Source organism: Yokenella regensburgei ATCC 49455 (assembly GCF_000735455.1).
Taxonomy (GTDB): Bacteria; Pseudomonadota; Gammaproteobacteria; order Enterobacterales; family Enterobacteriaceae; genus Yokenella; species Yokenella regensburgei.
Map to the genome: position 1 here is coordinate 16,782 of NZ_JMPS01000069.1, position 26,087 is coordinate 42,868.

Consider the following 26,087-nt stretch of genomic DNA (forward strand, 5'->3'; position numbering starts at 1 on the left):
TTAAATAAATAAACTAATTATTCATTGATGATGTATTAGCGATAAAGAATGTTGACAACCAGATCACCGTCCGCGGCACCGGCGGTAACGTCTTTAGCAAAAGATTTATAACGCGCGTTAAAGTTAGCGTATATGGCGTCTTCGGCGTCGGGAAGTTCGATAGAAACTTGTCCCTCGCTACCGTCGAGTGCAAGCAAATTAGTATCTTCACCATCCGGGCTGATGGCGATGCCAACGCCAGTCGCCGCGGTATCTCCGGAGGTGGTGATCTGCGAGACATTCAACAGACTCGTGCTGCCGGTCAGGCTTGTATCTCCGGTAAAGGTCAGCTGAACGGCGGGTAAACCGGTGCTTTTAAGCGGGCAGTTAATCAGCGTAATAGTAAAGGGTTTCAGCGTCGATTCTTTACCTACGGAATCAAATAAAGAGGTGGGATAAGTACCGAGCGAAACGTTCTTATCACTGGTTCCATCATCACCAGAAATTTCGCAGCTGGGTTCAATAATTTCACCGGTGAAATGTATTGTGCCTGCATTCATTTCCGCAGAATATATATTGCCGCTCATTATACCCAGTAATGCCGCGATGACGATCTTTTTTGTTCTCAGCATAATGCAGTCTCCTTGACAGATAAATTGATAAGATTTTTTTATATAATAACAATCATGGGGGGTATACACGGATAATAAGGAGTGAAAAGACTCGCTGCAGGGTAATTATTAGCAAAAAATGGCAATTCTCTTCTGTTTAATATGATAAGGCGTTTATATATCCCTAATGCAAATATTTAATCGGAGAAACATTCTGGAAATATATTAAATCGGTAAAAAGTGTTTCAGCAGTGAGATTCAGCAAAGCAGGCAATAGGCGGCCTTTTTCCTGCTTTTTCCCGCCATTGCGTGCGCCTGCCTCTGTCATCATGTGCACTACTGGAAGTACTACAGGTTAGCGCCGTGTCAGAAGAAAACGACGACAAAACAGAAGCCCCCACACCCCAACGGCTGGAAAAGGCGCGTGAAGAGGGGCAGATCCCCCGTTCCCGCGAGCTGACCTCTTTCCTGATCCTGTTGGTCGGGGTTTGCGTCATCTGGCTCGGCGGGGAATCTCTGGCGCGCCGACTGGCGGCCTTGCTCTCGGGTGGGCTGCGTTTTGACCATAGCATCGTCAATGACCCCAACCTGATCCTTGGACAGATAATTCTGCTGATCCGTGAAGCGATGCTGGCGCTGCTGCCGCTGATTGTCGGCGTTGTGGTTATCGCTATCGTCGCGCCGATGCTGCTGGGTGGGATTATTTTCAGCCCGAAGTCTATTTCCCTGAAGCTGGACAAACTTAACCCGCTGCCGGGGATTAAACGCATGTTTTCCGCCCAGACGGCGGCGGAGCTGGTGAAGGCGATTCTGAAGTCCATTCTGGTGGGCAGCATCGCGGGCTTTTTCGTCTGGCTGCACTGGCCGGAGATGATGCGTCTCATCAGCGAGTCACCGATGACCGCGATGGGCAATGCGCTCAATATGGTGGGGCTCTGCGCGCTGCTGGTGGCCATAGGCGTGATCCCGATGGTGGGGTTTGACGTCTTCTGGCAAATCCACAGCCATCTGAAAAAACTGCGGATGTCGCGCCAGGATATTCGCGATGAATTTAAACAGAACGAAGGCGATCCGCACGTAAAAGGGCGTATCCGTCAGATGCAACGCGCCGCCGCACGACGTCGCATGATGGCCGATGTGCCAAAAGCTGACGTCATCGTCACCAACCCGACGCACTACTCGGTGGCATTGCAGTATGACGAAAACAAAATGAGTGCGCCAAAAGTGCTGGCCAAAGGAGCCGGTCTTGTGGCGTTACGCATCCGTGAGCTGGCTGCGGAAAACCGCATTCCAACGCTTGAAGCGCCGCCGCTTGCCCGTGCGCTGTACCGGCATGCGGAAATTGGCCAGCAAATTCCCGGTCAACTGTACGCCGCCGTGGCGGAAGTGCTGGCCTGGGTATGGCAACTGAAACGCTGGCGTCTGGCTGGCGGTGTACCACCGAAGAAACCTGAAAATCTGCCAGTGCCTGAAGCACTGGATTTTATGAGTGAGAAGGACACTGATGGCTAATCTGGTCGCAATGCTGCGTCTACCCCCGAATATGAAGTCGACGCAATGGCAGGTTCTCGCCGGGCCAGTGCTGATTCTGCTGATCCTGTCGATGATGGTTCTGCCGTTGCCGGCATTTGTCCTCGACCTGCTGTTTACCTTTAACATCGCGCTGTCGATCATGGTATTGCTGGTGGCGATGTTCACCCAGCGTACCCTCGAATTCGCGGCGTTCCCCACCATTCTGCTGTTTACCACGCTGCTGCGATTGTCGCTCAACGTGGCCTCGACGCGTATCATCCTGATGGATGGACATACGGGCGCGGCGGCGGCAGGGCGCGTGGTAGAGGCTTTCGGTCACTTCCTGGTCGGCGGTAACTTCGCCATCGGTATTGTGGTGTTCATCATCCTCGTCATCATTAACTTCATGGTTATCACCAAGGGTGCCGGGCGTATTGCGGAAGTTGGCGCGCGCTTTGTGCTCGATGGGATGCCGGGTAAACAGATGGCGATCGACGCCGATCTCAACGCCGGCCTTATTGGTGAAGATGAAGCCAAGAAGCGTCGCTCCGATGTTACGCAGGAAGCGGACTTCTACGGCTCGATGGACGGTGCGAGTAAGTTCGTGCGCGGCGATGCCATCGCCGGGATCCTGATTATGGTGATTAACGTCGTCGGCGGTCTGCTGGTGGGCGTGCTTCAGCATGGTCTACCGCTTGGCAAGGCGGCGGAATCCTACACCCTGTTGACTATCGGTGATGGCCTGGTCGCCCAGATCCCGGCACTGGTTATCTCGACGGCGGCGGGTGTTATCGTAACCCGCGTCAGCACCGAGCAGGATGTCGGCGAGCAGATGGTGGGGCAGCTTTTCAATAACCCACGCGTTATGCTGCTGAGCGCCGCGGTTCTCGGCCTGCTGGGCCTGGTTCCGGGGATGCCGAACTTCGTCTTTCTGCTGTTCACCGCTGCGCTGCTGGGTCTTGCCTGGTGGCTCCGTGGCGTGAGACACGCAACCTGCCGAGGTCGTGCCGCTGAAGCGCCGGAGAACACCCAGGCAGTAGAAGCCTCCTGGAATGACGTTCAGCTGGAAGATTCGCTCGGGATGGAAGTAGGCTATCGCCTGATCCCGATGGTGGATTTCCAGCAGGATGGCGAGCTGTTGGGGCGTATCCGCAGTATTCGTAAAAAGTTTGCCCAGGACATGGGCTTCCTGCCGCCGGTGGTGCATATCCGTGACAACATGGATCTGCCGCCAGCACGTTACCGCATCCTGATGAAAGGGGTGGAGATTGGCACCGGGGATGCGTATCCGGGCCGCTGGCTGGCCATTAACCCGGGCACGGCCGCAGGGACTCTGCCAGGTGAGCAGACGGTAGATCCGGCGTTTGGCCTCGCCGCTATCTGGATTGAAAGCGCGCTGAAAGAGCAGGCGCAAATCCAGGGCTACACGGTGGTGGAAGCCAGTACCGTGGTGGCAACGCATCTTAACCATTTAATTAGCCTCTATTCCGCCGAACTGTTTGGGCGCCAGGAAGCACAGCAGCTGCTCGACCGGGTTTCTCAGGAGATGCCGAAGCTCACCGAGGATCTGGTGCCGGGCGTAGTGACGTTAACCACGCTGCATAAAGTGCTGCAAAACCTGCTCGATGAGAAAGTGCCAATCCGCGATATGCGCACCATCCTCGAAGTACTGGCCGAACACGCCCCGATTCAGAGCGATCCGCAGGAACTTACCACGGTGGTCCGTGTGGCGCTTGGACGTGCAATTACTCAGCAATGGTTCCCGGGTACGGGAGAAGTGCAGGTTATCGGGCTCGATACACCACTGGAACGCCTGCTGCTGCAGGCGCTGCAGGGCGGTGGTGGGCTGGAGCCGGGTCTGGCTGACCGACTGCTGGCACAGGCTCAGGAAGCATTGTCACGGCAGGAGATGCTCGGCGCGCCGCCGGTACTGCTGGTGAATCATGCGCTACGTCCGCTGCTGGCTCGCTTCCTGCGTCGTAGCCTGCCGCAGCTGGTGGTGCTGTCAAACCTCGAGCTGTCGGAGAATCGCCAGATCCGCATGACCGCAACGATTGGAGGCAAATAATGCGTAAACTATTATGGTTACTGGCCCTGCCGCTGTGCGTGCATGCTGCAGGTGAGGGCGCCTGGCAGGCGAGCGGCATGGGGGTGACTCTTAACTATCGTGGCGAAGCGGCGTCATCGTCGCCGCTCTCTTCATCTCAGCCGGTTGACGGGCAGATGACGTTAATTGCCTGGCGCTATGAACTCAATGGCCCGACGCCCGCCGGACTTATTGTGCGCCTGTGCTCGCAGGTACGCTGCGTGGAGCTGGATGGCCAAAGCGGCACCACGCAGGGGTTGAACGGTGTCCCGGCCGCTGAACCGCTGCGCTTTGTCTGGGAGGTTCCCGGCGGTGGGCGTATGATCCCGGCGCTGAAAGTGCGCAGCAATGAGGTTATCGTTAACTACCGTTGATCCCCCATCTCCCCTCCGTCGGCAGGCTAAACTGCCGACGCGATCGCATTTTTGCCACCCGGTTTTGATGAAAAAGAAACGCTGTTTTATAAATAAGTGACGCGCGTAATCCCACTCTTTGTAATTTTGCCAGTGAGCGAGCATCGATGGCAAAATCAGAAAGGTATCATGTGCTGCATGCTCTTACTGTAACCCTGTAAGCATGCCCTCCGGCAACGTTACCGGAGTGGGTCCCTAATAAGAAACAGGGTTCACGGCAATGAAAACACGAAAAATTGGCTTAGCGAATTACCTCGCCTACGGATCTGGCGATTTTTTGGGGGCGGGAACCACTGCGCTGACCGCCGCCTGGCTGCTCTATTTCTACACCACGTTTTGCGGGTTATCCCCCATCGAGGCCACCTTTATTTTTGCCACCGCCAGGGTACTGGACGCGGTGGTAAGCCCGTTGATGGGTTTTCTGACCGATAACTTCGGTACGACCTGGGCGGGTAAACGTTTTGGCAGACGTAAGTTCTTTATTCTGCTCGGGATCCCCTGCGTCTTCAGCTACTCCTTTATGTGGGTCGGCGATATGGGATTCTGGTATTACCTGCTGACCTACCTGATTTTTGATGTGGTCTACACCATGATTCTGGTGCCATATGAAACGCTGGTACCGGAGATGACCGACGACTTCAAACAGAAAACCAAGTTCTCCGGCGCGCGTATCTCTATGGCACAGATGTCGGCGATTCTGGCTTCCTTCCTGCCGGGAATTTTGCTCACCCATTTTGGCAAAGACAACGCTATTTCCTTTTTCTATGCAAGCCTGGTCTTCTCTGTTCTGTGTGCGCTGATGCTGACCTTCGTCTGGTGCTTTACCTGGGAACGTCCACGTGAAGACTGGAGCGAAGCCGCGCTGCGCGCCGATGAAGAGAAGAAAAACCTGACTCTCACACAAAGCCTGAATCGCCTGATAATCGAGCTCACTTCGACGTTTCGGGTACGAATTTTCCGCCAGCACCTTGGCATGTATCTCGGTGGCTATATTGCCCAGGACGTGTTCAACGCGGTGTTCACCTATTACGTGGTGTTCGTGCTGATGCAGGAGGCGTCAATGGCGTCGAACCTGCTGGGTACGATGGCCATCTTCCAGTTTGTGGCGGTGATCGCCATGATGCCGCTGTGTATCCGCTTTGGACCGGCTCCGTCGTACCGGATGGTGGTCGTGCTGTTTGGTCTGGCTTCTCTTTCTTATGCAGTGCTGTATTACGCCGGGATGAGCGATATCTATTCGCTGCTGCTGATGGTTTCTGCCGTTGCCGGTCTGGGGCGTGGAGGCATTAACTATGTACCGTGGAATACCTACACCTATATTGCCGATGTGGATGAAGTCATCACCGGCCAACGCCGGGAAGGCATATTTGCCGGGATCATGACCTTAACCCGTAAGGCCTCGCAGGCCGGGGCGGTGATGCTGGTGGGGATCATTATGCAGCTCTCAGGCTTTGTGAGCGGGCAAAAAGTTCAGCCAGCAGAAGTGAGCCATACCATCCTCCTGGTCCTGAGCGTTGGCACCATAGTGGTGCTGGCCTGCGGTTTCCTGGTTTCGCTGCGTTTCAAGCTGAATATGCAAACCCACAGCGTACTGCGTGAAGAGACCATCAAAATGCGTGAATCTGGACGCGTGATGCCGGAAAGCATTACGCCGCAGGCCCGCGCCACGGTCGAGATGCTGGCAGGAATGCCGTATGAATCCCTGTGGGGGAATAACAACATTGGTTATCTGAATCGTCATAACGCGCCGGCGGCAACGCTGAAGACGACGACTCAACTGAATTCGACATTGCACAGAGGTTAACGATATGAAGGTTTGGCCTGTCAAACATAGCCCGCTGTTATGCCAGCCGGAGCGTTTCATCGCCCGGGATGAGCTGAAGGCACTGATCCAGAATGTCACCCATAATCTGGTGAACATTCACGATGCAACCGGTGAGTTTTTATTGCGGCTGGACGATGGGCGGGTTATCGATACCAAAGGCTGGGCGGGCTGGGAGTGGACCCACGGCGTCGGGCTGTACGGTATCTACCAGTACTACCAGCAGACCGGCGATGAAGAGATGCGCGACATCATTGACGACTGGTTTACCGCTCGGTTTGCCGAAGGGGCGACCACCAAAAACGTCAACACTATGTCGCCGTTCCTGACCCTGGCATACCGTTATGAAGAGACGCGCAACCCGCAGTGGCTGCCGTGGCTTGAAAGCTGGGCGGAGTGGGCGATGCATGAGATGCCGCGCACCGAACACGGCGGGATGCAGCATATGACCCTCGCGGAAGAAAACCATCAGCAGATGTGGGACGACACCCTGATGATGACCGTGCTGCCGCTGGCGAAAATTGGCAAGCTGTTGAACCGCCCGCAATATGTGGAGGAGGCGGTGTATCAGTTCCTGCTGCACGTGCAGAATCTGATGGACCGGGAAACCGGGCTGTGGTTCCACGGCTGGAACTACGACGGTAAACACAACTTCGCGCGCGCTCGCTGGGCACGTGGCAACAGCTGGCTCACGATGGTTATCCCGGATTTCCTCGAGCTGGTCGATTTGCCGGAGCATAATGCGGTGCGGCGCTATCTGCTGCAGGTGCTGAATGCCCAGGTCGCCGCGCTGGCGAAGTGTCAGCATGAAAGCGGCCTCTGGCACACGCTGCTTGACGATCCTGAATCCTATCTCGAAGCCTCCGCCACCGCCGGGTTTGCTTATGGGGTACTGAAGGCCGTGCGTATGCGCTATATCCCGGCTGAATATGCCGTTGTGGCTGAGAAAGCGATTCGCGGCATCGTGCAACACGTATCGCCAGAGGGGGAATTACTGCAAACGTCGTTTGGAACCGGTATGGGGAGCGACCTCGAGTTTTATCGCCAGATCCCGCTTACCTCTATGCCGTATGGTCAGGCGATGACTATCCTGTGCTTAACGGAGTATTTGCGGAAGTATTTTTAAGTCGCAACGGATGTACCGCTCGTGTGGCTCACGCGGGCGGTATTACACGCCAGTATCATTTTGAGCACATTATCTATCATTATTATTTTCATTTTCGCAGTGAAAACCTCGAGCATCCCTGCGTTTTAACCTGATCTCACTGTTCTGGCGACGAAACCCTACGCTTGCTCGCTTCAGTCGTCATTTCTGCATGTTTTTTAATCACCTGGTGCCTTTCTTGCTTTGTATGCCTGTCTTCAGCAGCTCCGGCGGCTGGAAAACTACAACTATAAGGACAGCAACATGGTGCAAATAAACGAGAATGCAATTGCTTTACCCGAGTCTCCTCTGGGCCGGTTTTTTGCCAAATCTGGCACGATAGCCACGCCCGGTTATAACCGCTGGCTGGTTCCCCCTGCGGCGCTGGCGGTGCATTTGTGTATTGGTATGGCCTACGGTTTCTCTGTGTTCTGGCTGCCGATGTCGCAGCTGATTGGCGGTAGCGCACCGCTGCAGTGCCCCGTTGAGATGTCGCTCTGGCAACAGTTGTTCACGCAAACCTGTGACTGGAAAATATCTCTGCTGGGCTGGACCTACACGCTATTTTTTGTGTTTCTTGGCTGTTCGGCTGCCGTATGGGGGAGCTGGCTTGAGAAAGTCGGGCCACGGCTGGTGAGCTTCGTCGCGACCCTTTGCTGGTGCGGTGGCCTGGTGCTGGCCAGTATCGCTATCTATTTCCATCAGCTGTGGCTGCTGTGGCTGGGCGCGGGGGTGATTGGCGGAATAGGGCTGGGGCTGGGGTACATATCGCCGGTCTCCACCTTGCTACGCTGGTTTCCCGATAAACGCGGGATGGCCGCCGGGATGGCGATCATGGGCTTTGGCGGCGGGGCGTTAGTGGGCGCACCGCTTGGCAACTGGCTGATGAACTTCTTCTCCGACGGGCAGGGCGGCGGTGTCTGGCAAAGCATTCTGGCACTGGCGGCCATTTATGTGGTGTTCATGCTCTGCGGTACCTTCAGCTATCGTTTGCCGCCGATGGGCTGGCATCCGTCAGGCGAGAAGGCGGAGAAGATCCTGCGCAACAACCCGACGATTCAGGTGCACGTCAGCGTGGCGTGGAGAACGCCGCAGTTCTGGCTGCTGTGGCTGGTGCTGTGGCTCAACGTGACCGCCGGGATTGGTATTCTGGGAATGGCTTCGCCGATGCTGCAGGAGATCTTCGCCGGAAAGCTGCTGGCAACAGATCTCAGCTGGCATGAGTTGAATGCGGAGCAGCTAAAGCGCATTGCGACCATGGCGGCGGGCTTCACCGGGTTACTCAGCCTGTTTAATATTCTGGGGCGCTTTTTCTGGGCGTCGGTCTCGGATGTCTGCGGCAGAAAAATGACCTTCGCGCTAATTTTTGCCCTTGGCGCGGTGCTGTATGGCACGCTGCCGCTCACCAACCACAGTGGCTATGTGGCGCTGTTCGTCTGCGCATTGTGTATTGTGATTTCCATGTACGGCGGCGGCTTCGCAACTATTCCGGCTTACCTGGCGGATGTTTTTGGCTCTCAGATGGTGGGCGCCATTCACGGCCGCCTGTTGACCGCCTGGTCCGCCGCAGGGGTCAGTGGGCCAATTCTTGTGAACTATCTGCGTGAATATCAGATGGCGCAGGGAGTTGCGCCGGAGCGAATCTATGACATTACGCTGCTGGTGCTGACCGGTCTGCTGATCGTTGGTTTTATCTGCAACATGCTGGTGCGCCCGGTTGCCGAAAAATACGGCATGACTGCCGATCAGCAGCAGCAGGCGAAGGGACTTTATACCATCAATAAGAATGCGCAGCTGACCTGGGAGCCGACCCCGGCACCGGTATTGCTGACGCTATGCTGGCTTGCGGTCATTATCCCGTTGCTGTGGGGAATGGGAACGACGCTGCAGCAGGCGGTGAAGTTCTTTATGTAGCGCAGATCCTCAGGGAATAAAAAAGGGGAATGTCCTGAGACATTCCCCTTCGTCGTCTATGAGTCTGACTTACATACGTTCGACGGTTTCGATACCCAGAGTATCAAGACCCAGCTTCAGCGTTTTTGCGGTGAGCAGAGCAAGCTTCAGGCGGCTGTTGCGAATTTCTTCGCTTTCCGCGCTGAGGATTGGGCAGTGCTCGTAGAAGCCAGAGAACAGACCGGCCAGGTCGTAGAGGTAAGCACACATCACGTGCGGTGTACCTTCACGGGCGACCACGTTCAGGGTCTCTTCAAACTGCAGCAGGCGTGCGGCCAGCTGAGCTTCGCGATCTTCTTTGATAACCACCGAAGCGTTGGTCAGCGCGCGCTCTTCAATACCGGCTTTACGGAACACCGACAGCACGCGGGTATAGGCGTACTGCATGTACGGCGCGGTGTTGCCTTCGAAGGCCAGCATGTTGTCCCAGTCGAAGACGTAGTCGGTGGTACGGTTTTTGGACAGATCCGCATACTTCACGGCACCGATACCCACGGCATTCGCCAGTTTCTCCAGCTCGTCTGCCGGCATGTCCGGATTCTTTTCTGCCACCAGGCGACGGGCGCGTTCCAGCGCTTCATCCAGCAGGTCAGCCAGCTTCACGGTACCGCCCGCACGGGTTTTGAACGGTTTGCCGTCCTTGCCGAGCATCATGCCGAACATGTGGTGCTCCAGCGGTACGGAATCCGGTACATAGCCCGCTTTACGCACGATGGTCCACGCCTGCATCAGGTGCTGGTGCTGACGGGAGTCGATGTAGTACAGCACGCGGTCGGCGTGCAGGGTTTCGTAGCGATATTTCGCACAGGCGATATCGGTGGTGGTATAGAGATAGCCGCCATCCTTTTTCTGGATGATAACGCCCATCGCTTCGCCTTCCTTGTTTTTGAATTCATCAAGGAATACGACGGTTGCGCCTTCGCTCTCCACCGCCAGCCCTTTGGCTTTCAGATCGGCAACGATACCCGGCAGCATTGGGTTGTACAGGCTTTCACCCATCACATCGTCACGGGTCAGGGTAACGTTCAGACGATCGTAGGTCAGCTGGTTTTGCGACATGGTAATGTCGACCAGTTTGCGCCACATCTGGCGGAAGTACTCATCACCGCCCTGCAGTTTTACCACGTAGCTACGGGCGCGCTCGGCGAAAGCTTCGTCTTCGTCGTAATGCTTTTTCGCTTCACGGTAGAAGCCTTCGAGATCGGCCAGTTCCATATCACCGGCGTTTTCCTGCTGCTGCTTCTCAAGGTAAGCAATCAGCATACCGAACTGGGTACCCCAGTCGCCGACGTGGTTGGCGCGAATGACTTTGTGGCCGAGGAATTCCTGGGTACGGACTGACGCATCACCAATGATGGTGGAGCGCAGGTGACCAACGTGCATCTCTTTTGCCACGTTCGGGGCAGAGTAGTCGATAACGATGGTCTGCGGTTCCGGACGGGTAACGCCCAGACGCTCGGACCTCAGTGCGGCGTTCACGTGCTCGGCGAGGAACGACGGATCAAGGAAGATATTGATAAAGCCAGGACCGGCGATTTCCACTCGGCTGGCGATACCGTCCAGATTGAGGTGGGTGATAACCTGCTCTGCCAGTTGTCGCGGCGCCATGCCCAGTTTTTTAGCAACTGCCATCACGCCATTGGCCTGATAGTCGCCGAACTGTACTTTTGCTGACTGACGAACCTGCGGTTCGCAATCGGCAGGTGCGCCTGCCGCAATCAGGGCCTGACTAACTTTTTCTGCGAGAAGAGCCTGAATATTCACCGGAATACCTTACGTTAATGGCGCAACACCCTGATTCGGTTCGCGCCGTGATGTGGATAAATTAAGGCGGGAGTATACTGCATTTGCCGGGTGCCGTCAGCACCGCACAGCCCGCTACAGGCGCGGAAATTCGTCGCACGATTAACGAATAACCATTCATTCCCCGGCATTGCGCATCGACGGTTGGTTCCAGACCCACAACAGGGTAGATTAGCGCTTTTCGGCATACTGGCAGAGACAAAAATGACCCACTGGCAAGACGTTGCAGAACTGCATGATATTTCCGCAGATTTATCCCGCTTCACCGAGGCGTTAACAGAACTTTCCACCCGGCTCGGGCTGGATATCGCACCGCTTGATGCCGATCACATTTCGCTGCGCTGCCATCAGAATGCCACCGCCGAGCGCTGGCGCGAAGGGTTTGCTCAGTGCGGAACGCTGCTTTCTGAGAATATCATCAACGGTCGGCCGATTTGTCTTTTCAAACTTCATGAGCCGGTATGCGTAGCGCACTGGCGTTTTACCGTGGTTGAACTGCCGTGGCCTGGCGAAAAGCGCTACCCGCACGAAGGCTGGGAGCACATTGAAATTGTCTTACCGGGCGAGCCAGAAACCCTCAATGCCCGTGCGTTAGCGTTGCTGGCGGACGAAGGGTTATCGCAACCCGGTATTGTGGTCAAAACCAGTTCACCCAAAGGCGAGCGTGAACGCCTGCCAAACCCGACGCTCGCCGTCACCGACGGCAAAGTGACTATCAAGTTTCACCCGTGGTCTATCGAGCAAATCGTCGCCAGCGAACAGCAGGCATAACCACAATGTGAAGTGGCACGATGTTGCACGGTCTGAAGCGTGGCATGATGTTGCGTCGTTGCAGGATGAGCATTAAACACAGGAGAAAGGAATGGCATTGCTGGAAATTTGTTGTTACAGCGTGGCGTGCGCGGTTGAAGCGCAGACTAAGGGTGCAGACCGTATCGAGCTTTGTGCTGCACCGCAGGAAGGCGGGCTGACGCCCTCGTTCGGCGTGCTGAAATCTGCGCGTCAAAAGGTGTCGATTCCGGTTCATCCTATTATTCGTCCACGCGGCGGTGATTTCTGTTATACCGACGGCGAGTTTGCCGCAATGCTGGAAGATGTGCAGCTGGTACGTGAACTTGGGTTCCCGGGACTGGTCATCGGTATCCTTAATGCAGAGGGCGATGTTGATATGCCGCGCATGCGCGAGGTGATGACGGCCGCAGGTCCTCTCGCGGTGACTTTCCATCGTGCGTTTGATATGTGCGCCTTTCCGCTGAAAGCGTTTGAAAACCTGCGGGAATTAGGTGTCGCACGCATTCTGACCTCTGGTCAACAATCGTCTGCGGAAAAAGGACTTTCATTAATTCGGGAACTAATTGCCACCGACAACGCTCCAACCATTATGGCGGGTGCCGGAGTGAGAGCCGGAAATTTACCGCTGTTCCTGGAGGCTGGAGTGAAGGAAGTGCACAGCTCTGCGGGTCAGTGGGTGCCTTCGGTCATGCAGTATCGTAACCCAGGGTTGTCAATGTCGACCGACGCTGACGCTGATGAATATTCCCGATACGCCGTGAACGGCGAGTCGGTGGCGGAGATGAAGGCGATCGTTGCCGGTTATCCCCGCTGATACCAGTTTTACCGCGCATCATGTCGCCCAATATGATGCTTGTTTGTACCAGGCCCCTGCAATTTCAACAGGGGCCTTTTTTTATTTATGGTTTTTTGGCAACGATCACCGCGCGCAGCGGGGCGGGGTAGCCTTCAATGGTTTTCGTCGGGTCTTTTGGATCGAGGAAATCGGCCAGTGATTCGGTCACCATCCACTCGGTGCGACGCTGTTCTTCTGTGCTGGTGACGCACTTATCAACAATCCGCACGTCAACAAAGCCGCACTTCTCAAGCCAGTTCTTCAATGCCGGAGCAGAAGGAATGAAGTAGACGTTGCGCATCTGGGCATAGCGTTCGCCCGGCACCAGTACGGTATTCTCGTCACCTTCAACGACCAGCGTTTCCAGTACCAGTTCGCCTTCGCTGACCAGCTGATCTTTCAACTGCCAGAGGTGTTCCAGCGGGGAACGGCGGTGGTACAGCACGCCCATAGAGAACACGGTATCAAACGCTTTTAGCGCAGGAAGCTGCTCGATGCCGAGCGGCAGCAGGTGTGCGCGCTGATCGTTACCCAGCAGTTTACGCACCGCTTCAAACTGACAGAGGAACAGTTGGGTAGGATCGATACCCACCGCCAGATGCGCCCCGGCGCCAATCATTCGCCACAGGTGATAACCGCTTCCGCAGCCAACGTCGAGGATCGTTCTACCGGTGAGATCGGACAGGTGTGGCAGTACGCGCTCCCATTTCCAGTCGGAGCGCCATTCGGTGTCGATATTCACGCCGTAGAGCGAGAACGGCCCTTTGCGCCACGGCATCAGGTTACGCATCAGGGTGTCGATGCGCTTGACCTGGCCTTCGCTGAGCGGGGTTTCGCTCTCTGCGGTGACGCTGTGCAGCAGGTCCAGCTTATACGGCTGGATCTCTGGTAGGAATTCCACCGCATTCGACCACTGCTTGAACAGTCCGTGCTGAGATTCGCGCTGCCAGGCGCCAATTTGCGCAGGCAGGGTTTCCAGCCAGTGAGACAGCGGGCTTTTGGCTATCTGCTGATAAAAATTGCCAAACTCAATCATGCACTTTCCCCGGCCTTCAGCGCCACCAGTGAACCAAAGTTAAAGCACTGGAACCACAGCTCGCTGTGTTCAAAACCGGCGCTACGCAGACGGGCTTTGTGCGCTTCGACCGAATCGGTCAGCATCACGTTTTCCAGCATGCTGCGCTTCTGGCTGATTTCCAGCTCGCTGTAGCCGTTGGCGCGCTTGAAATCGTGATGCATGTTGAACAGCAGTTCGCCGACGGTGGCATCTTCAAAGCTGAACTTTTCGGACAGCACCAGTGCGCCGCCCGGGTTGAGCCCTTGATAGATTTTTTCCAGCAGCGTCAGGCGCTCGGCGGGCTCTAAAAATTGCAGGGTGAAGTTCAGCACAACCATCGACGCATTTTCGATGGTGATATCACGGATATCGCCTTCAATGACTTCAACCGGTGTTGGCGCTTTATAGGCATCAATATGGCGACGGCAGCGCTCGACCATAGCGGGAGAGTTATCCACCGCGATAATTTTGCAGCCCGGATGAGCAATGTTGCGGCGCACGGAGAGCGTGGCGGCACCCAGGGAGCAGCCAAGATCGTAGACCTGAGTATCAGGCTGCACGAAGCGCTCGGCGAGCATGCCGATCATCGAGATAATATTGGAATAACCCGGCACAGAGCGCTGGATCATATCAGGGAAGACTTCAGCGACCCGTTCGTCGAAGGTCCAGTCGCCCAGACTGGCAATCGGCGCAGAAAAAAGCGTATCGCGGTTGGACATAAGGTGTAATCCGAGAAAACAAAAACGGCGTATTGTGCGCTAACGTAAGGAGAAAACCAACTCCCACGGCATATACCAGAGATTGGCGAGCACCATCAGCGCCAGTGAGCACCAGGTGGCGCTCATCGCGGAGCGGCGCCAGCGGATCAGGCGATGATGATAGCCATAATAATGCATCAGGCGGCCGACAATCAGCATGAGCCCACAGAGGTGAACCATCCAGGTTTCCGCCCCGTTCATCTCCATGAACAGCAGCAGAATAAGGCCGACCGGAATATATTCCACCGCATTACCATGAATGCGGATGGCGCTTTGCAGTTCGCTAAAACCGCCGTCGCCATAGGAAACCCGGTACTGGAATCGCAGGCGAACAACGTCGAAAGAAAACTTAATTAACAACAACGCACCCAGCACGGCATAAAGCGCGCTTACCATACAAACTCCCTTTTAAGCTGGCAGATGGCACTGTCTATCATATATCAGAATAATGAAGATTGCTGTGGAATAGCGGGCGCAGCGCCAAGTTCCGGGAGCGCGCGTTGTAAATCCGGCCATAGTGTATCAACCAGTTCGGGTGCCTGAGCGATGTCCGGGGTATGTAAAAACAGATAAGGCGTCGTACTGTTTGCCCACTGTGGCAGCGTTTTTAGCCATACTGCAAACAGTTCGCGATTTTGCTGCATGTTATCGCTGCCGATAAAGCGCACCATCGGGTTTTCGGCGGTCACGACGGCATGCACCGGCACTTTCGGCTTTTTACGCTGCGCGTCAATAATCGCTTCGCTGTGCGGCAGCGCCTGATGCACCGGGCGGCTGTCGAGTATCACCCGGTTGATGCCGCGCTGGTGCAGACCCTGGTTGAGCGCTTTCTCCTCGGCGCCTTTGGCGAAGAACAGCGGATGGCGTACTTCAACGCCATAGCGGAATGCGTCCGGTAATCCATCGAGAAAATGCCACAGGGCGGGGAGATCCTCCGGGGAAAACCGTGCTGGCAGCTGCAGCCAGTACTGGCCGATGCGCGACTCAAGCGGTGCCATACGGGAGAAGAACTCCTCGGTCAGCTCGCCGCAGTGGCGCAGCGCCGCCTGATGAGAAATGGTCGCCGGAAACTTAAAGCAAAAGCGAAAATCATCCGTAGTCTGCTGGTGCCAGCGCTGGACGATCTCTGCTTTCGGCAGGGCGTAGAGCGTGGTGTTGCCCTCCACACAGTTAAAGTGGCGGGCATACTCTTCGAGGCTGGTGATCCCAAGTCGCACCCATTTCGGGTGCGACCACTGCGGCAATCCGATGTAAATCATAACGCCGCGAGGATCTCCTCTGTGCTGCGGACTCGCGCAATGCGCGGGAAGATGTGGGTCATGCTGCCCAGATGCTGTTCGGCGCTGGCGGCGCTGCAGGCATCTTCCGCGACGATCAGATTGAAGCCCAGTTCCCAGGCGTTGCGGGCGGTAGACTCCACGCCGATATTGGTAGAGATACCGCAAAGAATAATAGTGTCGATACCGCGACGGCGTAGCTGCAGCTCAAGGTCGGTACCGTAAAACGCGCCCCACTGGCGTTTAGTGACTTCGATGTCGCGGTCTTGTTTACCGAGCGCCTGCGGGTAAACCCACCAGTTATCCGGCAGCGCACGGGCAGGGGCCGGGGCATCAACCGGCTGCTTCAACGCTTCGGCGTAGTCAGCCGACCAGCCGACCCGTACCATCACCACGGGGGCACCTTTCTGGCGGCATTTTTCCGCCAGTTTCGCCGCACGAGTGACAACGTCAGAGGCGGTATGTGGGCCACCAGCGAAAGGTAAAATGCCTTCCTGCAAATCGATAACCACCAGCGCGGTGGTGTTGGCGTTCAGTTCTGTCATTGTCAATTCCCGTGTAATCACATTGTTAGGAGGCTAACAATACGGCCTGATGCTTCACCTAAGCGTAACAAATTTTGTTAATTTTTGTGAGAGGGCGCAATAAGCGTACAGCAAACGCGCGTCTGGTATGCATCGCTCTTATCGCGCGGCAGAATTTCCAGTATAATAGCCCCCTTTTTTCATCCAGTTGTGACATCAGCTAAAGCTGCGACAGTTGTGCCGACGGCTAAGTTAAGGGATATCTCATGCGTACAGAATATTGCGGACAGCTTCGACAGTCCCACGTTGGACAGCAGGTGACTCTGTGTGGTTGGGTCAACCGCCGTCGTGATCTCGGTAGCCTCATTTTTATCGACATGCGCGACCGCGAAGGCATCGTACAGGTGTTCTTCGATCCGGATCGTGCGGATGCGTTGAAGTTAGCCTCTGAACTGCGTAATGAGTTCTGCATTCAGGTAACCGGCACCGTACGCGCGCGTGACGAAAAGAACATCAACGCGGAAATGGCGACCGGCGAAATCGAGGTTCTGGCCTCCAGTCTGACTATCATCAACCGTTCAGAATCGCTGCCGCTCGACTCGAATCACGTTAACACCGAAGAAGCGCGTCTGAAGTACCGCTACCTCGATCTGCGTCGCCCGGAAATGGCTCAGCGCCTGAAAACCCGTGCGAAAATCACCAGCTTCGTGCGCCGCTTTATGGACGATCACGGGTTCCTCGATATCGAAACCCCGATGCTGACCAAAGCGACGCCGGAAGGCGCGCGCGACTACCTGGTACCGTCTCGCGTACATAAAGGCAAATTCTACGCGCTGCCGCAGTCACCACAGCTGTTCAAACAGCTGCTGATGATGTCCGGTTTTGACCGCTACTATCAGATTGTTAAATGCTTCCGTGACGAAGACCTGCGTGCTGACCGTCAGCCTGAGTTCACCCAGATCGATGTGGAAACCTCCTTCATGACCGCGCCGCAGGTGCGTGAAGTGATGGAAGCGCTGGTACACCAGCTGTGGCTGGAAGTGAAGGGCGTTGATCTCGGTAAATTCCCGATCATGACCTTTGCAGAAGCCGAGCGTCGTTACGGTTCCGATAAGCCGGATCTGCGTAACCCGATGGAGCTGGTGGACGTTGCTGACCTGCTGAAAAACGTTGAGTTCGCGGTATTCGCGGGCCCGGCAAACGACGCGAAAGGCCGCGTGGCTGCACTGCGCGTACCGGGCGGAGCAAGCCTGAGCCGTAAGCAGATTGATGACTACGGCAACTTTATCAAGATCTACGGCGCGAAAGGTCTGGCTTATATTAAAGTCAACGAACGTGCAAAAGGTCTGGAAGGTATTACCAGCCCGGTAGCGAAGTTCCTGAACGCTGAAATCGTAGAATCTATCCTTGAGCGCACTGGCGCCCAGGACGGCGACATGGTGTTCTTCGGCGCGGATAACAAGAAAGTGGTTGCCGACGCGATGGGCGCACTGCGTCTGAAGCTGGGTAAAGACCTCAGCATCACCGACGAAAGCAAGTGGGCACCGCTGTGGGTTATCGACTTCCCGATGTTTGAAGACGACGGTGAAGGCGGCCTGACCGCAATGCACCACCCGTTCACCTCCGCAAAAGACATGAGCGCGGCAGAGCTGAAAGCAGCGCCGGAAGATGCGGTGGCGAATGCCTACGATATGGTTATCAACGGCTACGAAGTGGGCGGTGGTTCCGTACGTATTCACAGCGGCGAAATGCAGCAAACGGTGTTCGGCATTCTGGGTATCAATGAGCAAGAGCAGCGCGAGAAGTTTGGCTTCCTGCTGGATGCACTGAAATACGGTACTCCGCCGCATGCGGGCCTGGCGTTCGGTCTTGACCGTCTGACCATGCTGCTGACCGGCACCGATAACATCCGTGACGTTATCGCCTTCCCGAAAACCACCGCAGCGGCCTGTCTGATGACAGAAGCACCGAGCGTGGCGAATCCGGCGGCGCTGGCTGAGCTGGGTATCGATGTGGTCAAGAAGGCAGAGAACAACTGATATGGCATATAAGCGTCCCGTTTCTATCCTTGTCGTTATCTATGCCCAGGACACGAAACGGGTGCTGATGCTACAGCGACGCGACGATCCTGAATTCTGGCAGTCGGTAACCGGCAGCCTGGAGGAAGGGGAGTCAGCGTCGTTTGCCGCCGCGCGTGAAGTAAAGGAAGAGGTCGCCATTGACGTGGCGGCTGAACCGCTGGCCTTAATTGACTGTCAGCGTACGGTGGAGTTCGAGATTTTTCCGCATTTACGTCATCGCTATGCGCCGGGCATTGAGCGCAATACAGAATTCTGGTTCTGTCTTGCGCTTCCCCACGAGCGAGAAGTGATCCTGACTGAACATCTGGCTTACCGCTGGGTGGACGCGGCCGATGCCGCCGGGATGACCAAATCGTGGAGCAACCAGCAGGCGATTGAAGAATTTGTAATTCATACCGTCTGAGACAGACGGTTTATTGGAGATATTTTTATGGCAGGTCATAGTAAATGGGCCAACACCAAACACCGCAAGGCTGCTCAGGATGCCAAGCGCGGTAAAATTTTCACCAAAATCATTCGCGAGCTGGTAACAGCAGCGCGTCTGGGCGGCGGCGATGCGGCTTCTAACCCGCGTCTGCGTGCAGCTATCGATAAAGCGCTGTCTAACAACATGACGCGTGACACCCTGAACCGTGCTATCGCGCGCGGCGTTGGCGGTGACGAAGATGCGAACATGGAAACCATCATTTATGAAGGTTACGGTCCTGGCGGCACGGCGGTGATGGTGGAATGCCTCTCCGACAACCGTAACCGTACCGTTGCCGAAGTGCGTCATGCCTTCACCAAAACCGGTGGCAACCTGGGCACCGATGGCTCCGTTGCTTACCTGTTCAGCAAAAAAGGCGTTATCTCCTTCGAAAAAGGGGACGAAGACGTGATTATGGAAGCGGCGCTGGAAGCTGGTGCTGAAGACGTTGTGACCTTTGACGATGGCGCAATCGACGTGTACACCGCCTGGGAAGAGATGGGCGCCGTGCGTGATGCGCTGGAAGCCGCTGGCCTGAAAGCAGACAACGCTGAAGTGTCTATGATCCCGTCGACCAAAGCGGACATGGATGCGGAAACCGCGCCAAAACTGCTGCGTCTTATCGATATGCTCGAAGACTGCGACGACGTGCAGGAAGTTTACCACAATGGTGAAATCTCTGATGAGGTTGCAGCGACTCTCTGATGAGATCGTGTAAACCGTTTACGGGAGACGCGTGATGGCCATTATTCTCGGCATTGACCCGGGCTCACGCGTCACCGGTTACGGCGTGATCCGCCAGGTTGGGCGGCAGTTGACCTATCTTGGTAGCGGCTGTATTCGTACTAAGGTTGATGACCTGCCTTCGCGCCTGAAGCTGATTTACGCCGGGGTGACGGAAATCATCACCCAGTTCCAGCCAGACTACTTTGCCATTGAGCAGGTCTTCATGGCCAAAAACGCCGATTCGGCGCTGAAGCTCGGACAGGCGCGTGGTGTGGCCATTGTTGCGGCAGTGAATCGGGATCTGCCGGTGTTTGAGTACGCTGCGCGGCAGGTGAAGCAGACGGTTGTCGGTATCGGTAGCGCCGAAAAAAGCCAGGTACAGCATATGGTGCGCACCTTGCTTAAATTGCCCGCTAACCCGCAGGCGGATGCCGCCGATGCGCTGGCGATTGCCATTACCCACTGTCATGTCAGCCAGAACGCGATGCAGATAAGTGAATCGCGGCTCAATCTGGCTCGCGGAAGACTTCGCTAATTAAAATCAGGCTGGATATCTATCCAGCCTTTTTCTATTATGTCCCCCAGTAACCCGACTTTTTACGCAGGAGCGTCATGTGATAGGCAGACTCAGAGGCATTATTCTTGAAAAACAACCCCCGTTAGTCCTGCTGGAAGCCGGTGGGGTGGGCTATGAAGTCCATATGCCGATGACCTGTTTCTATGAACTGCCGGAAGTCGGGCAGGAAGCCATCATCTTTACCCAATTTGTGGTGCGTGAAGATGCACAGCTGCTGTTTGGTTTTAATAACAAGCAGGAGCGCACCCTGTTCCGTGAATTGATTAAAACCAACGGCGTTGGGCCAAAACTGGCGCTGGCGATCCTCTCCGGCATGTCGGCGCAGCAGTTCGTCAACGCGGTGGAACGCGAAGAGGCCGCCGCGCTGGTGAAACTGCCGGGCATCGGCAAGAAAACGGCTGAGCGACTCATCGTTGAGATGAAAGACCGCTTCAAAGGTCTGCATGGCGATCTGTTCACCCCGGCGGCCGATCTGGTGCTGACCTCTCCGGCGGGTCCTGGCGCAGACGACGCCGAGCAGGAAGCCGTGGCAGCGCTGGTAGCGCTGGGCTACAAGCCGCAGGAAGCCAGCCGCATGGTCAGCAAGATTGCGAAACCCGATGCCAGCAGTGAAACCCTGATCCGTGAAGCGCTCCGCGCCGCGTTGTGAGGTAAAGAATGATTGAAGCAGACAGGCTGATTTCGGCGGGCAGCAGTAATGTAGAAGAAGTGGCTGACCGCGCCATTCGCCCGAAATTACTGGAAGAGTACATCGGCCAGCCGCAGGTTCGCTCGCAGATGGAGATTTTCATCCAGGCCGCCAAACTGCGCGGCGATGCGCTCGATCATCTGCTGATTTTCGGCCCTCCGGGGTTGGGTAAAACCACGCTTGCCAATATTGTGGCTAACGAGATGGGCGTTAACCTGCGCACGACCTCCGGCCCGGTACTGGAAAAAGCGGGCGACCTGGCCGCGATGCTGACTAACCTTGAACCTCATGACGTACTGTTCATCGATGAAATCCACCGTCTTTCCCCGGTGGTGGAAGAGGTGCTGTATCCGGCGATGGAAGACTATCAGCTGGATATCATGATTGGTGAAGGTCCGGCGGCGCGCTCGATAAAAATCGATCTGCCGCCGTTTACCCTCATCGGCGCCACGACTCGCGCAGGCTCTCTGACCTCACCGCTGCGCGATCGCTTTGGTATCGTGCAGCGTCTTGAGTTTTATCAGGTGCCCGATCTCCAGCACATCGTGGGGCGCAGCGCGCGCTATATGGGGCTTGAAATGAGCGAAGAAGGGGCGCTGGAGGTGGCGCGCCGATCACGTGGTACCCCGCGTATCGCCAACCGCCTGCTGAGGCGCGTGCGTGATTTTTCTGAAGTGCGCCATGATGGCACCATTTCCGCCGATATCGCCGCGCAGGCGCTGGATATGCTCAACGTCGATGCTGAAGGGTTTGATTACATGGACCGCAAGCTGCTGCTGGCGGTGATCGACAAATTCTTCGGTGGCCCGGTGGGGCTCGATAACCTGGCGGCAGCTATCGGGGAGGAGCGCGAAACGATTGAAGACGTGCTTGAGCCGTATCTGATCCAGCAGGGTTTTCTGATGCGTACTCCACGAGGCCGCATGGCGACGGTGCGCGCCTGGGATCACTTCGGGATTAAGCCACCGGAAGCCCCATAAAAAAACACCGGCCAATGCCGGTGTTCGTTTTTATGCGTTGGGCTGTTTCTTCATCATACTGAGAATAAACAGCACCGCTGCGCTGAGGACCACCGAGGGGCCCGCCGGCGTATCATAGAACGCAGAGAAGGTTAATCCTCCCGTTACCGCAATCATACCTGTGACCACCGCAATAGCCGCCATCTGTTCAGGGGTGCGGGCAAAGCGACGAGCGGTTGCCGCCGGGATAATGAGCAGAGAAGTGATTATCAGCGCCCCGACAAACTTCATTGCCACGCCGATGGTCAGGGCCGTCACCAGCATCAGCAGTAACTTTGTGCGCTGCAGCTTCACGCCATCGACGAAGGCCAGGTCGGCGTTGATGGTCATCGCGAGCAGGTTGCGCCACTGCCAGAGCAGAATACCGACCACCACCACCACGCCCAGGGCGATGGAGATAAGATCCTGCGGCGTCACCGCTAGCAGATCGCCGAACAGATACGCCATCAGGTCAACCCGGACGCCAGACATCAGGCTCACTACCACGAGGCCCAGTGACAGGCACTGTGTGCCATAATCCCAAGCAGCGTACCTATCGCCAGATGCGGGCGACGCTCCAGCCACACCAGCCCGGCGGCCAGCAGCAGCGTCACCGCAATAACGGCATAAAACGGATTCACATCCAGCAGCAGGCCAAAGGCGACGCCAAGCAGCGATGCGTGGGCGAGGGTATCGCCAAAATAGGACATTCGACGCCAGACCACAAAGGAGCCCAGCGGGCCCGCGGCGCAGGCGAGCATAATCCCGGCCAGCCAGCCGGGTAACAGCAGTTCAATCATGAGTGACCATTTCCCCGGCGCAGAACAATACGGCCCTGTAAATCGTGGCGGTGGTTGTGATGATGGCGGTAGATCCCCAGTTGCTCAGCACCGCGAGAGCCAAACATCGAAATAAACTCCGGATGCATAGAGACCACTTCCGGGGTGCCGGAACAACAGATGTGCTGATTAAGACACAGCACTTCATCGGTTTTCGCCATCACCAGATGTAAATCGTGAGAGACCATCAGCACCGCGCAGTCGAGCTCGCGGCGCAGCTGGTCAATCAGGTCATACAGTGCCACCTGGCCGTTGACGTCGACACCCTGTGTCGGTTCATCGAGCACCAGCAGCTGGGGGCTGTTAAGCAGCGCCCGTGCGAGCAGCACTCGCTGGGTTTCGCCACCGGAGAGCTTTTGCATGGGGGCATCAACCAGATGACCCGCCTGCACGCGTTTCAGGGCGGGCAGAATGTCTGATTTCCGGGTTCCCGGGCGCAGACGCATAAAGCGGCTGACGGTGAGGGGCAGGGTGGCATCCAGATGCAGCTTCTGCGGAACATAGCCGATGCGTAGATGATTTTCGCGCGTGAGCGTACCGGCCGTGGGGGCGATAAGCCCCAGCACGATACGCACCAGCGTCGACTTACCGGCGCCGTTTGGCCCCAGTAGCGTAAGAATTTTGCCCGGCGCCAGGGCCAGGGAGATATTGGAGAGCACGCGTCGTTGACCAAAATCAACCGACACACTATCCAGTGTTACCAGATTCGTCATTTTAATAAAGGGGTTGCACTCAGTGATGGATGTTATAATATCACATTCCCATCCATCAATACGATTAATTGACGCATTATGTTACATAAAAATACGCTTCTTTGCGCTGGCATTTCTGCTGCTCTTTTGACCAGTGTGGCTATGCCTGTCAATGCCGCCGTGGTTGCCTCACTTAAACCTCTCGGCTTTATCGCTTCAGCCATCGCGGATGGGGTCACCGATACCCAGGTATTACTGCCAGACGGGGCTTCAGAGCATGATTATTCACTACGCCCATCTGATGTAAAACGCTTACAAAACGCAGACTTAGTGGTGTGGATTGGTCCTGAAATGGAAGCCTTCATGGACAAGTCAACGCAGAGCATTGCGCCTGAAAAAAAGGTAACGATTGCGCAGCTTGACGCGGTGAAACCGTTGCTCATGAAAGGGGCCGATGACGACCACGATGAGCACGGTCACGATCACGACAATTCTGAAAAAAGTGACGCACATCACCATCACGGCGACTACAACATGCATTTGTGGCTTTCGCCAGAGATAGCGCGGCTCTCAGCGGTTGCAATCCATGACAAATTAGTGGAACTTATGCCGCAGCGTCGTGCCAAACTGGACGACAACCTGAAAGCGTTTGAGGAAAGTCTGAATCAAACCGATAAGCAGGTCAGCAACGAGCTGGCACCGCTGAAAGGAAAAGGGTATTTCGTTTTTCATGATGCCTATGGCTACTACGAAAAACACTACGGTCTGACCCCACTTGGGCACTTTACCGTAAACCCGGAAATCCAGCCTGGTGCGCAGCGTTTACATGAAATAAGAACACAGTTGGTTGAGCAAAAAGCGACATGCGTTTTTGCTGAGCCACAATTCAGGCCAGCCGTCGTTGAAGCTGTTGCCAGGGGGACTTCCGTGCGCATGGGAACCTTAGATCCTCTTGGAACAAGCATACAGTTGGGTAAAACGAGCTATACGCAGTTTTTGACCCAGCTGGCAAACCAGTACGCGAGCTGCCTGAAGGGAGATTAATGAGGAAGTGAATACGTGCAACAGATAGCCCGCTCTGTCGCCCTGGCATTTAATAATTTGCCGCGACCTCACCGCGTCATGCTGGGGTCGCTGACTGTTCTAACTTTGGCGGTCGCCGTGTGGCGACCGTACGTTTACCACCCTGAATCTGCACCTATCGTCAGAACGATCGAACTGGAAAAGAGCGAAGTCCGTTCACTCTTACCAGAGGCCAGTGAGCCTATCGATCAGGCCCCTCAGGAAGAAGAAGCCATTCCTCAGGATGAGCTGGACGACAAGTCCGCCAGCGACGATGGTGTTCACGAGTATGTTGTCTCTACCGGTGATACCCTCAGCAGTATTCTGAACCAGTACGGCATTGATATGGGCGATATCACCCAGCTTGCCGCCGCCGATAAAGAATTGCGTAATCTTAAAATTGGTCAACAGCTCTCCTGGACCCTGACCGCCGATGGCGATCTGCAGAGTCTGACCTGGGAGATGTCGCGCCGTGAAACCCGTACCTACGAACGCGTTGCCAACGGTTTCAAAATGGACAGCGAGACGCAGGAAGGGGACTGGGTTAACACCACCATGAAAGGCACCGTGGGGGAAAGCTTCGTTGGTAGCGCCCGTGATGCCGGATTAACCAGTAACGAGATTAGCGCTGTCATCAAAGCCATGCAGTGGCAGATGGACTTCCGTAAGCTGAAAAAAGGCGACGAATTCTCGGTGCTGATGTCGCGTGAAATGCTCGACGGCAAACGTGAACAAAGCCAGCTGCTCGGCGTGCGTCTGCGTTCTGACGGTAAAGATTACTACGCTATCCGCGCGGAAGACGGGAAGTTCTACGACCGTAACGCCACCGGTCTGGCGAAAGGTTTCTTGCGTTTCCCAACCGCGCGTCAGTTCCGCGTCTCGTCAAACTTTAACCCACGTCGCCTGAACCCGGTAACGGGTCGCGTTGCGCCGCACCGTGGCGTCGATTTCGCGATGCCTCAGGGGACGCCAGTGCTGGCGGTCGGTGATGGTGAAGTGGTGGTCGCAAAACGTAGCGGCGCTGCCGGGTACTATGTCGCGCTGCGTCATGGTCGTACCTACACCACGCGCTACATGCATCTGCGTAAGCTGCTGGTGAAACCGGGTCAGAAGGTGAAACGTGGCGATCGCATTGCGCTCTCTGGCAATACCGGTCGTTCTACCGGCCCGCATCTGCACTACGAGGTATGGCTCAACCAGCAGGCGGTCAACCCGTTAACGGCGAAACTGCCAATGACCGAAGGGCTGACCGGCGCCGATCGTCGTGATTATCTGGCGCAGGTGAAAGAGGTTGTACCGCAGCTGCGTTTTGATTAATCAGCATTAAGTCTCAGGCCGGTGCCATCAGCACCGGCTTTTTCTTTTGTGCGATAGCGCGCACCTCGCTAAACT

Annotated in this window: 25 protein-coding genes and 1 pseudogene; 16 read left to right on the forward strand and 10 right to left on the reverse strand. The window is 55.9% G+C overall.

Features of this window, described 5'->3' with window-relative positions:
- Positions 1-35 precede the first annotated feature (35 nt).
- Positions 36-611, reverse strand: coding sequence for a fimbrial protein (locus GYRE_RS16850; protein WP_038256833.1), 576 nt, complete (start codon positions 609-611; stop codon positions 36-38).
- 163 nt (positions 612-774) lie between these two features.
- Positions 775-921: a hypothetical protein gene (locus tag GYRE_RS24745; protein ID WP_167829701.1), complete on the reverse strand. Its 147-nt coding sequence runs from the start codon at positions 919-921 to the stop codon at positions 775-777.
- A gap of 32 nt (positions 922-953) precedes the next feature.
- Here GYRE_RS24745 and flhB point away from each other — a divergent pair, with 32 nt between their 5' ends.
- The 6 genes from flhB to GYRE_RS16880 all read left to right on the forward strand — a co-directional run bounded on the left by flhB (position 954) and on the right by GYRE_RS16880 (position 9,481).
- Positions 954-2,102, forward strand: a complete 1,149-nt coding sequence (gene flhB / locus GYRE_RS16855; RefSeq protein WP_006820435.1) for a flagellar biosynthesis protein FlhB — start codon at positions 954-956, stop codon at positions 2,100-2,102.
- Positions 2,095-4,170, forward strand: coding sequence for a flagellar biosynthesis protein FlhA (flhA, locus tag GYRE_RS16860; protein ID WP_038256835.1), 2,076 nt, complete (start codon positions 2,095-2,097; stop codon positions 4,168-4,170). Before flhB ends, flhA begins: the two co-directional genes overlap by 8 nt.
- Positions 4,170-4,562 (forward strand): flagellar protein FlhE, encoded by a 393-nt coding sequence (gene flhE / locus GYRE_RS16865; RefSeq protein ID WP_006820433.1) that lies wholly within the window; start codon positions 4,170-4,172, stop codon positions 4,560-4,562. The genes flhA and flhE overlap by 1 nt, the downstream gene beginning before the upstream one ends.
- Before the next feature lie 259 nt (positions 4,563-4,821).
- Positions 4,822-6,405 carry an MFS transporter gene (locus tag GYRE_RS16870; RefSeq protein WP_006820432.1) on the forward strand — a complete coding sequence of 528 codons (1,584 nt, stop codon included), beginning with the start codon at positions 4,822-4,824 and terminating at the stop codon, positions 6,403-6,405.
- Positions 6,406-6,409: 4 nt separating this feature from the next.
- The gene (bglB, locus tag GYRE_RS16875) at positions 6,410-7,549 is read left to right on the forward strand and encodes a beta-galactosidase BglB (protein WP_038256838.1); all 1,140 of its coding nucleotides are present in this window, start codon (positions 6,410-6,412) and stop codon (positions 7,547-7,549) included.
- Positions 7,550-7,831: 282 nt separating this feature from the next.
- A complete protein-coding gene (locus GYRE_RS16880) occupies positions 7,832-9,481 on the forward strand; it encodes an OFA family MFS transporter (RefSeq protein ID WP_038256840.1) in 1,650 nt (549 codons plus the stop codon).
- A gap of 69 nt (positions 9,482-9,550) precedes the next feature.
- Here the strand turns inward: GYRE_RS16880 and argS are convergent, their stop codons facing one another.
- On the reverse strand, positions 9,551-11,284 hold the full coding sequence (gene argS, locus GYRE_RS16885) for an arginine--tRNA ligase (protein ID WP_038256843.1): 1,734 nt from the start codon (positions 11,282-11,284) through the stop codon (positions 9,551-9,553).
- 243 nt (positions 11,285-11,527) lie between these two features.
- Between argS and GYRE_RS16890 the strand changes: the two genes are divergently transcribed.
- Positions 11,528-12,094: a VOC family protein gene (locus GYRE_RS16890; protein WP_038256846.1), complete on the forward strand. Its 567-nt coding sequence runs from the start codon at positions 11,528-11,530 to the stop codon at positions 12,092-12,094.
- A 91-nt stretch (positions 12,095-12,185) separates the two neighbouring features.
- A complete protein-coding gene (cutC, locus tag GYRE_RS16895; protein ID WP_038256849.1) occupies positions 12,186-12,929 on the forward strand; it encodes a copper homeostasis protein CutC in 744 nt (247 codons plus the stop codon).
- Between the two features lie 85 nt (positions 12,930-13,014).
- Here the strand turns inward: cutC and cmoB are convergent, their stop codons facing one another.
- Genes cmoB through GYRE_RS16920 form a run of 5 tightly spaced genes read right to left on the reverse strand, consistent with a single transcriptional unit; the run spans position 13,015 to position 16,587 of the window.
- A complete protein-coding gene (cmoB, locus tag GYRE_RS16900) occupies positions 13,015-13,986 on the reverse strand; it encodes a tRNA 5-methoxyuridine(34)/uridine 5-oxyacetic acid(34) synthase CmoB (protein ID WP_038256851.1) in 972 nt (323 codons plus the stop codon).
- The gene (cmoA, locus tag GYRE_RS16905; protein ID WP_006820423.1) at positions 13,983-14,726 is read right to left on the reverse strand and encodes a carboxy-S-adenosyl-L-methionine synthase CmoA; all 744 of its coding nucleotides are present in this window, start codon (positions 14,724-14,726) and stop codon (positions 13,983-13,985) included. Before cmoA ends, cmoB begins: the two co-directional genes overlap by 4 nt.
- A gap of 39 nt (positions 14,727-14,765) precedes the next feature.
- A complete protein-coding gene (locus GYRE_RS16910) occupies positions 14,766-15,161 on the reverse strand; it encodes an MAPEG family protein (protein ID WP_038256855.1) in 396 nt (131 codons plus the stop codon).
- Between the two features lie 44 nt (positions 15,162-15,205).
- Complete coding sequence (locus GYRE_RS16915; protein ID WP_006820421.1) at positions 15,206-16,024, reverse strand: DUF72 domain-containing protein; 819 nt, start codon at positions 16,022-16,024, stop codon at positions 15,206-15,208.
- Entirely contained in the window at positions 16,021-16,587 is a 567-nt protein-coding gene (locus GYRE_RS16920) for a hydrolase (RefSeq protein WP_006820420.1), read from the reverse strand. The genes GYRE_RS16915 and GYRE_RS16920 overlap by 4 nt, the downstream gene beginning before the upstream one ends.
- Positions 16,588-16,832: 245 nt before the next feature.
- Between GYRE_RS16920 and aspS the strand changes: the two genes are divergently transcribed.
- The 6 genes from aspS (at position 16,833) to ruvB (ending at position 22,084) form a co-directional block, all read left to right on the forward strand.
- Positions 16,833-18,605: an aspartate--tRNA ligase gene (gene aspS / locus GYRE_RS16925; protein ID WP_038256859.1), complete on the forward strand. Its 1,773-nt coding sequence runs from the start codon at positions 16,833-16,835 to the stop codon at positions 18,603-18,605.
- 1 nt (position 18,606) lies between these two features.
- Positions 18,607-19,050 carry a dihydroneopterin triphosphate diphosphatase gene (gene nudB / locus GYRE_RS16930; RefSeq protein WP_006820418.1) on the forward strand — a complete coding sequence of 148 codons (444 nt, stop codon included), beginning with the start codon at positions 18,607-18,609 and terminating at the stop codon, positions 19,048-19,050.
- Between the two features lie 27 nt (positions 19,051-19,077).
- Positions 19,078-19,818, forward strand: coding sequence for a YebC/PmpR family DNA-binding transcriptional regulator (locus GYRE_RS16935; RefSeq protein WP_006820417.1), 741 nt, complete (start codon positions 19,078-19,080; stop codon positions 19,816-19,818).
- A gap of 34 nt (positions 19,819-19,852) precedes the next feature.
- Entirely contained in the window at positions 19,853-20,374 is a 522-nt protein-coding gene (gene ruvC, locus GYRE_RS16940; protein ID WP_038256862.1) for a crossover junction endodeoxyribonuclease RuvC, read from the forward strand.
- 79 nt (positions 20,375-20,453) lie between these two features.
- Positions 20,454-21,065 (forward strand): Holliday junction branch migration protein RuvA, encoded by a 612-nt coding sequence (ruvA, locus tag GYRE_RS16945; protein WP_038256864.1) that lies wholly within the window; start codon positions 20,454-20,456, stop codon positions 21,063-21,065.
- A gap of 8 nt (positions 21,066-21,073) precedes the next feature.
- Complete coding sequence (gene ruvB, locus GYRE_RS16950) at positions 21,074-22,084, forward strand: Holliday junction branch migration DNA helicase RuvB (RefSeq protein ID WP_006820414.1); 1,011 nt, start codon at positions 21,074-21,076, stop codon at positions 22,082-22,084.
- 30 nt (positions 22,085-22,114) lie between these two features.
- Here ruvB and znuB read toward each other — a convergent pair.
- Positions 22,115-22,902, reverse strand: a pseudogene (znuB, locus tag GYRE_RS16955) (zinc ABC transporter permease subunit ZnuB).
- Positions 22,899-23,654, reverse strand: coding sequence for a zinc ABC transporter ATP-binding protein ZnuC (znuC, locus tag GYRE_RS16960; RefSeq protein ID WP_038256867.1), 756 nt, complete (start codon positions 23,652-23,654; stop codon positions 22,899-22,901). Before znuC ends, znuB begins: the two are co-directional and overlap by 4 nt.
- Positions 23,655-23,732: 78 nt before the next feature.
- Here znuC and znuA point away from each other — a divergent pair, with 78 nt between their 5' ends.
- Complete coding sequence (znuA, locus tag GYRE_RS16965; RefSeq protein WP_006820411.1) at positions 23,733-24,677, forward strand: zinc ABC transporter substrate-binding protein ZnuA; 945 nt, start codon at positions 23,733-23,735, stop codon at positions 24,675-24,677.
- Positions 24,678-24,692: 15 nt separating this feature from the next.
- Positions 24,693-26,012: a murein DD-endopeptidase MepM gene (mepM, locus tag GYRE_RS16970; RefSeq protein WP_038256869.1), complete on the forward strand. Its 1,320-nt coding sequence runs from the start codon at positions 24,693-24,695 to the stop codon at positions 26,010-26,012.
- Positions 26,013-26,087 lie beyond the last annotated feature (75 nt).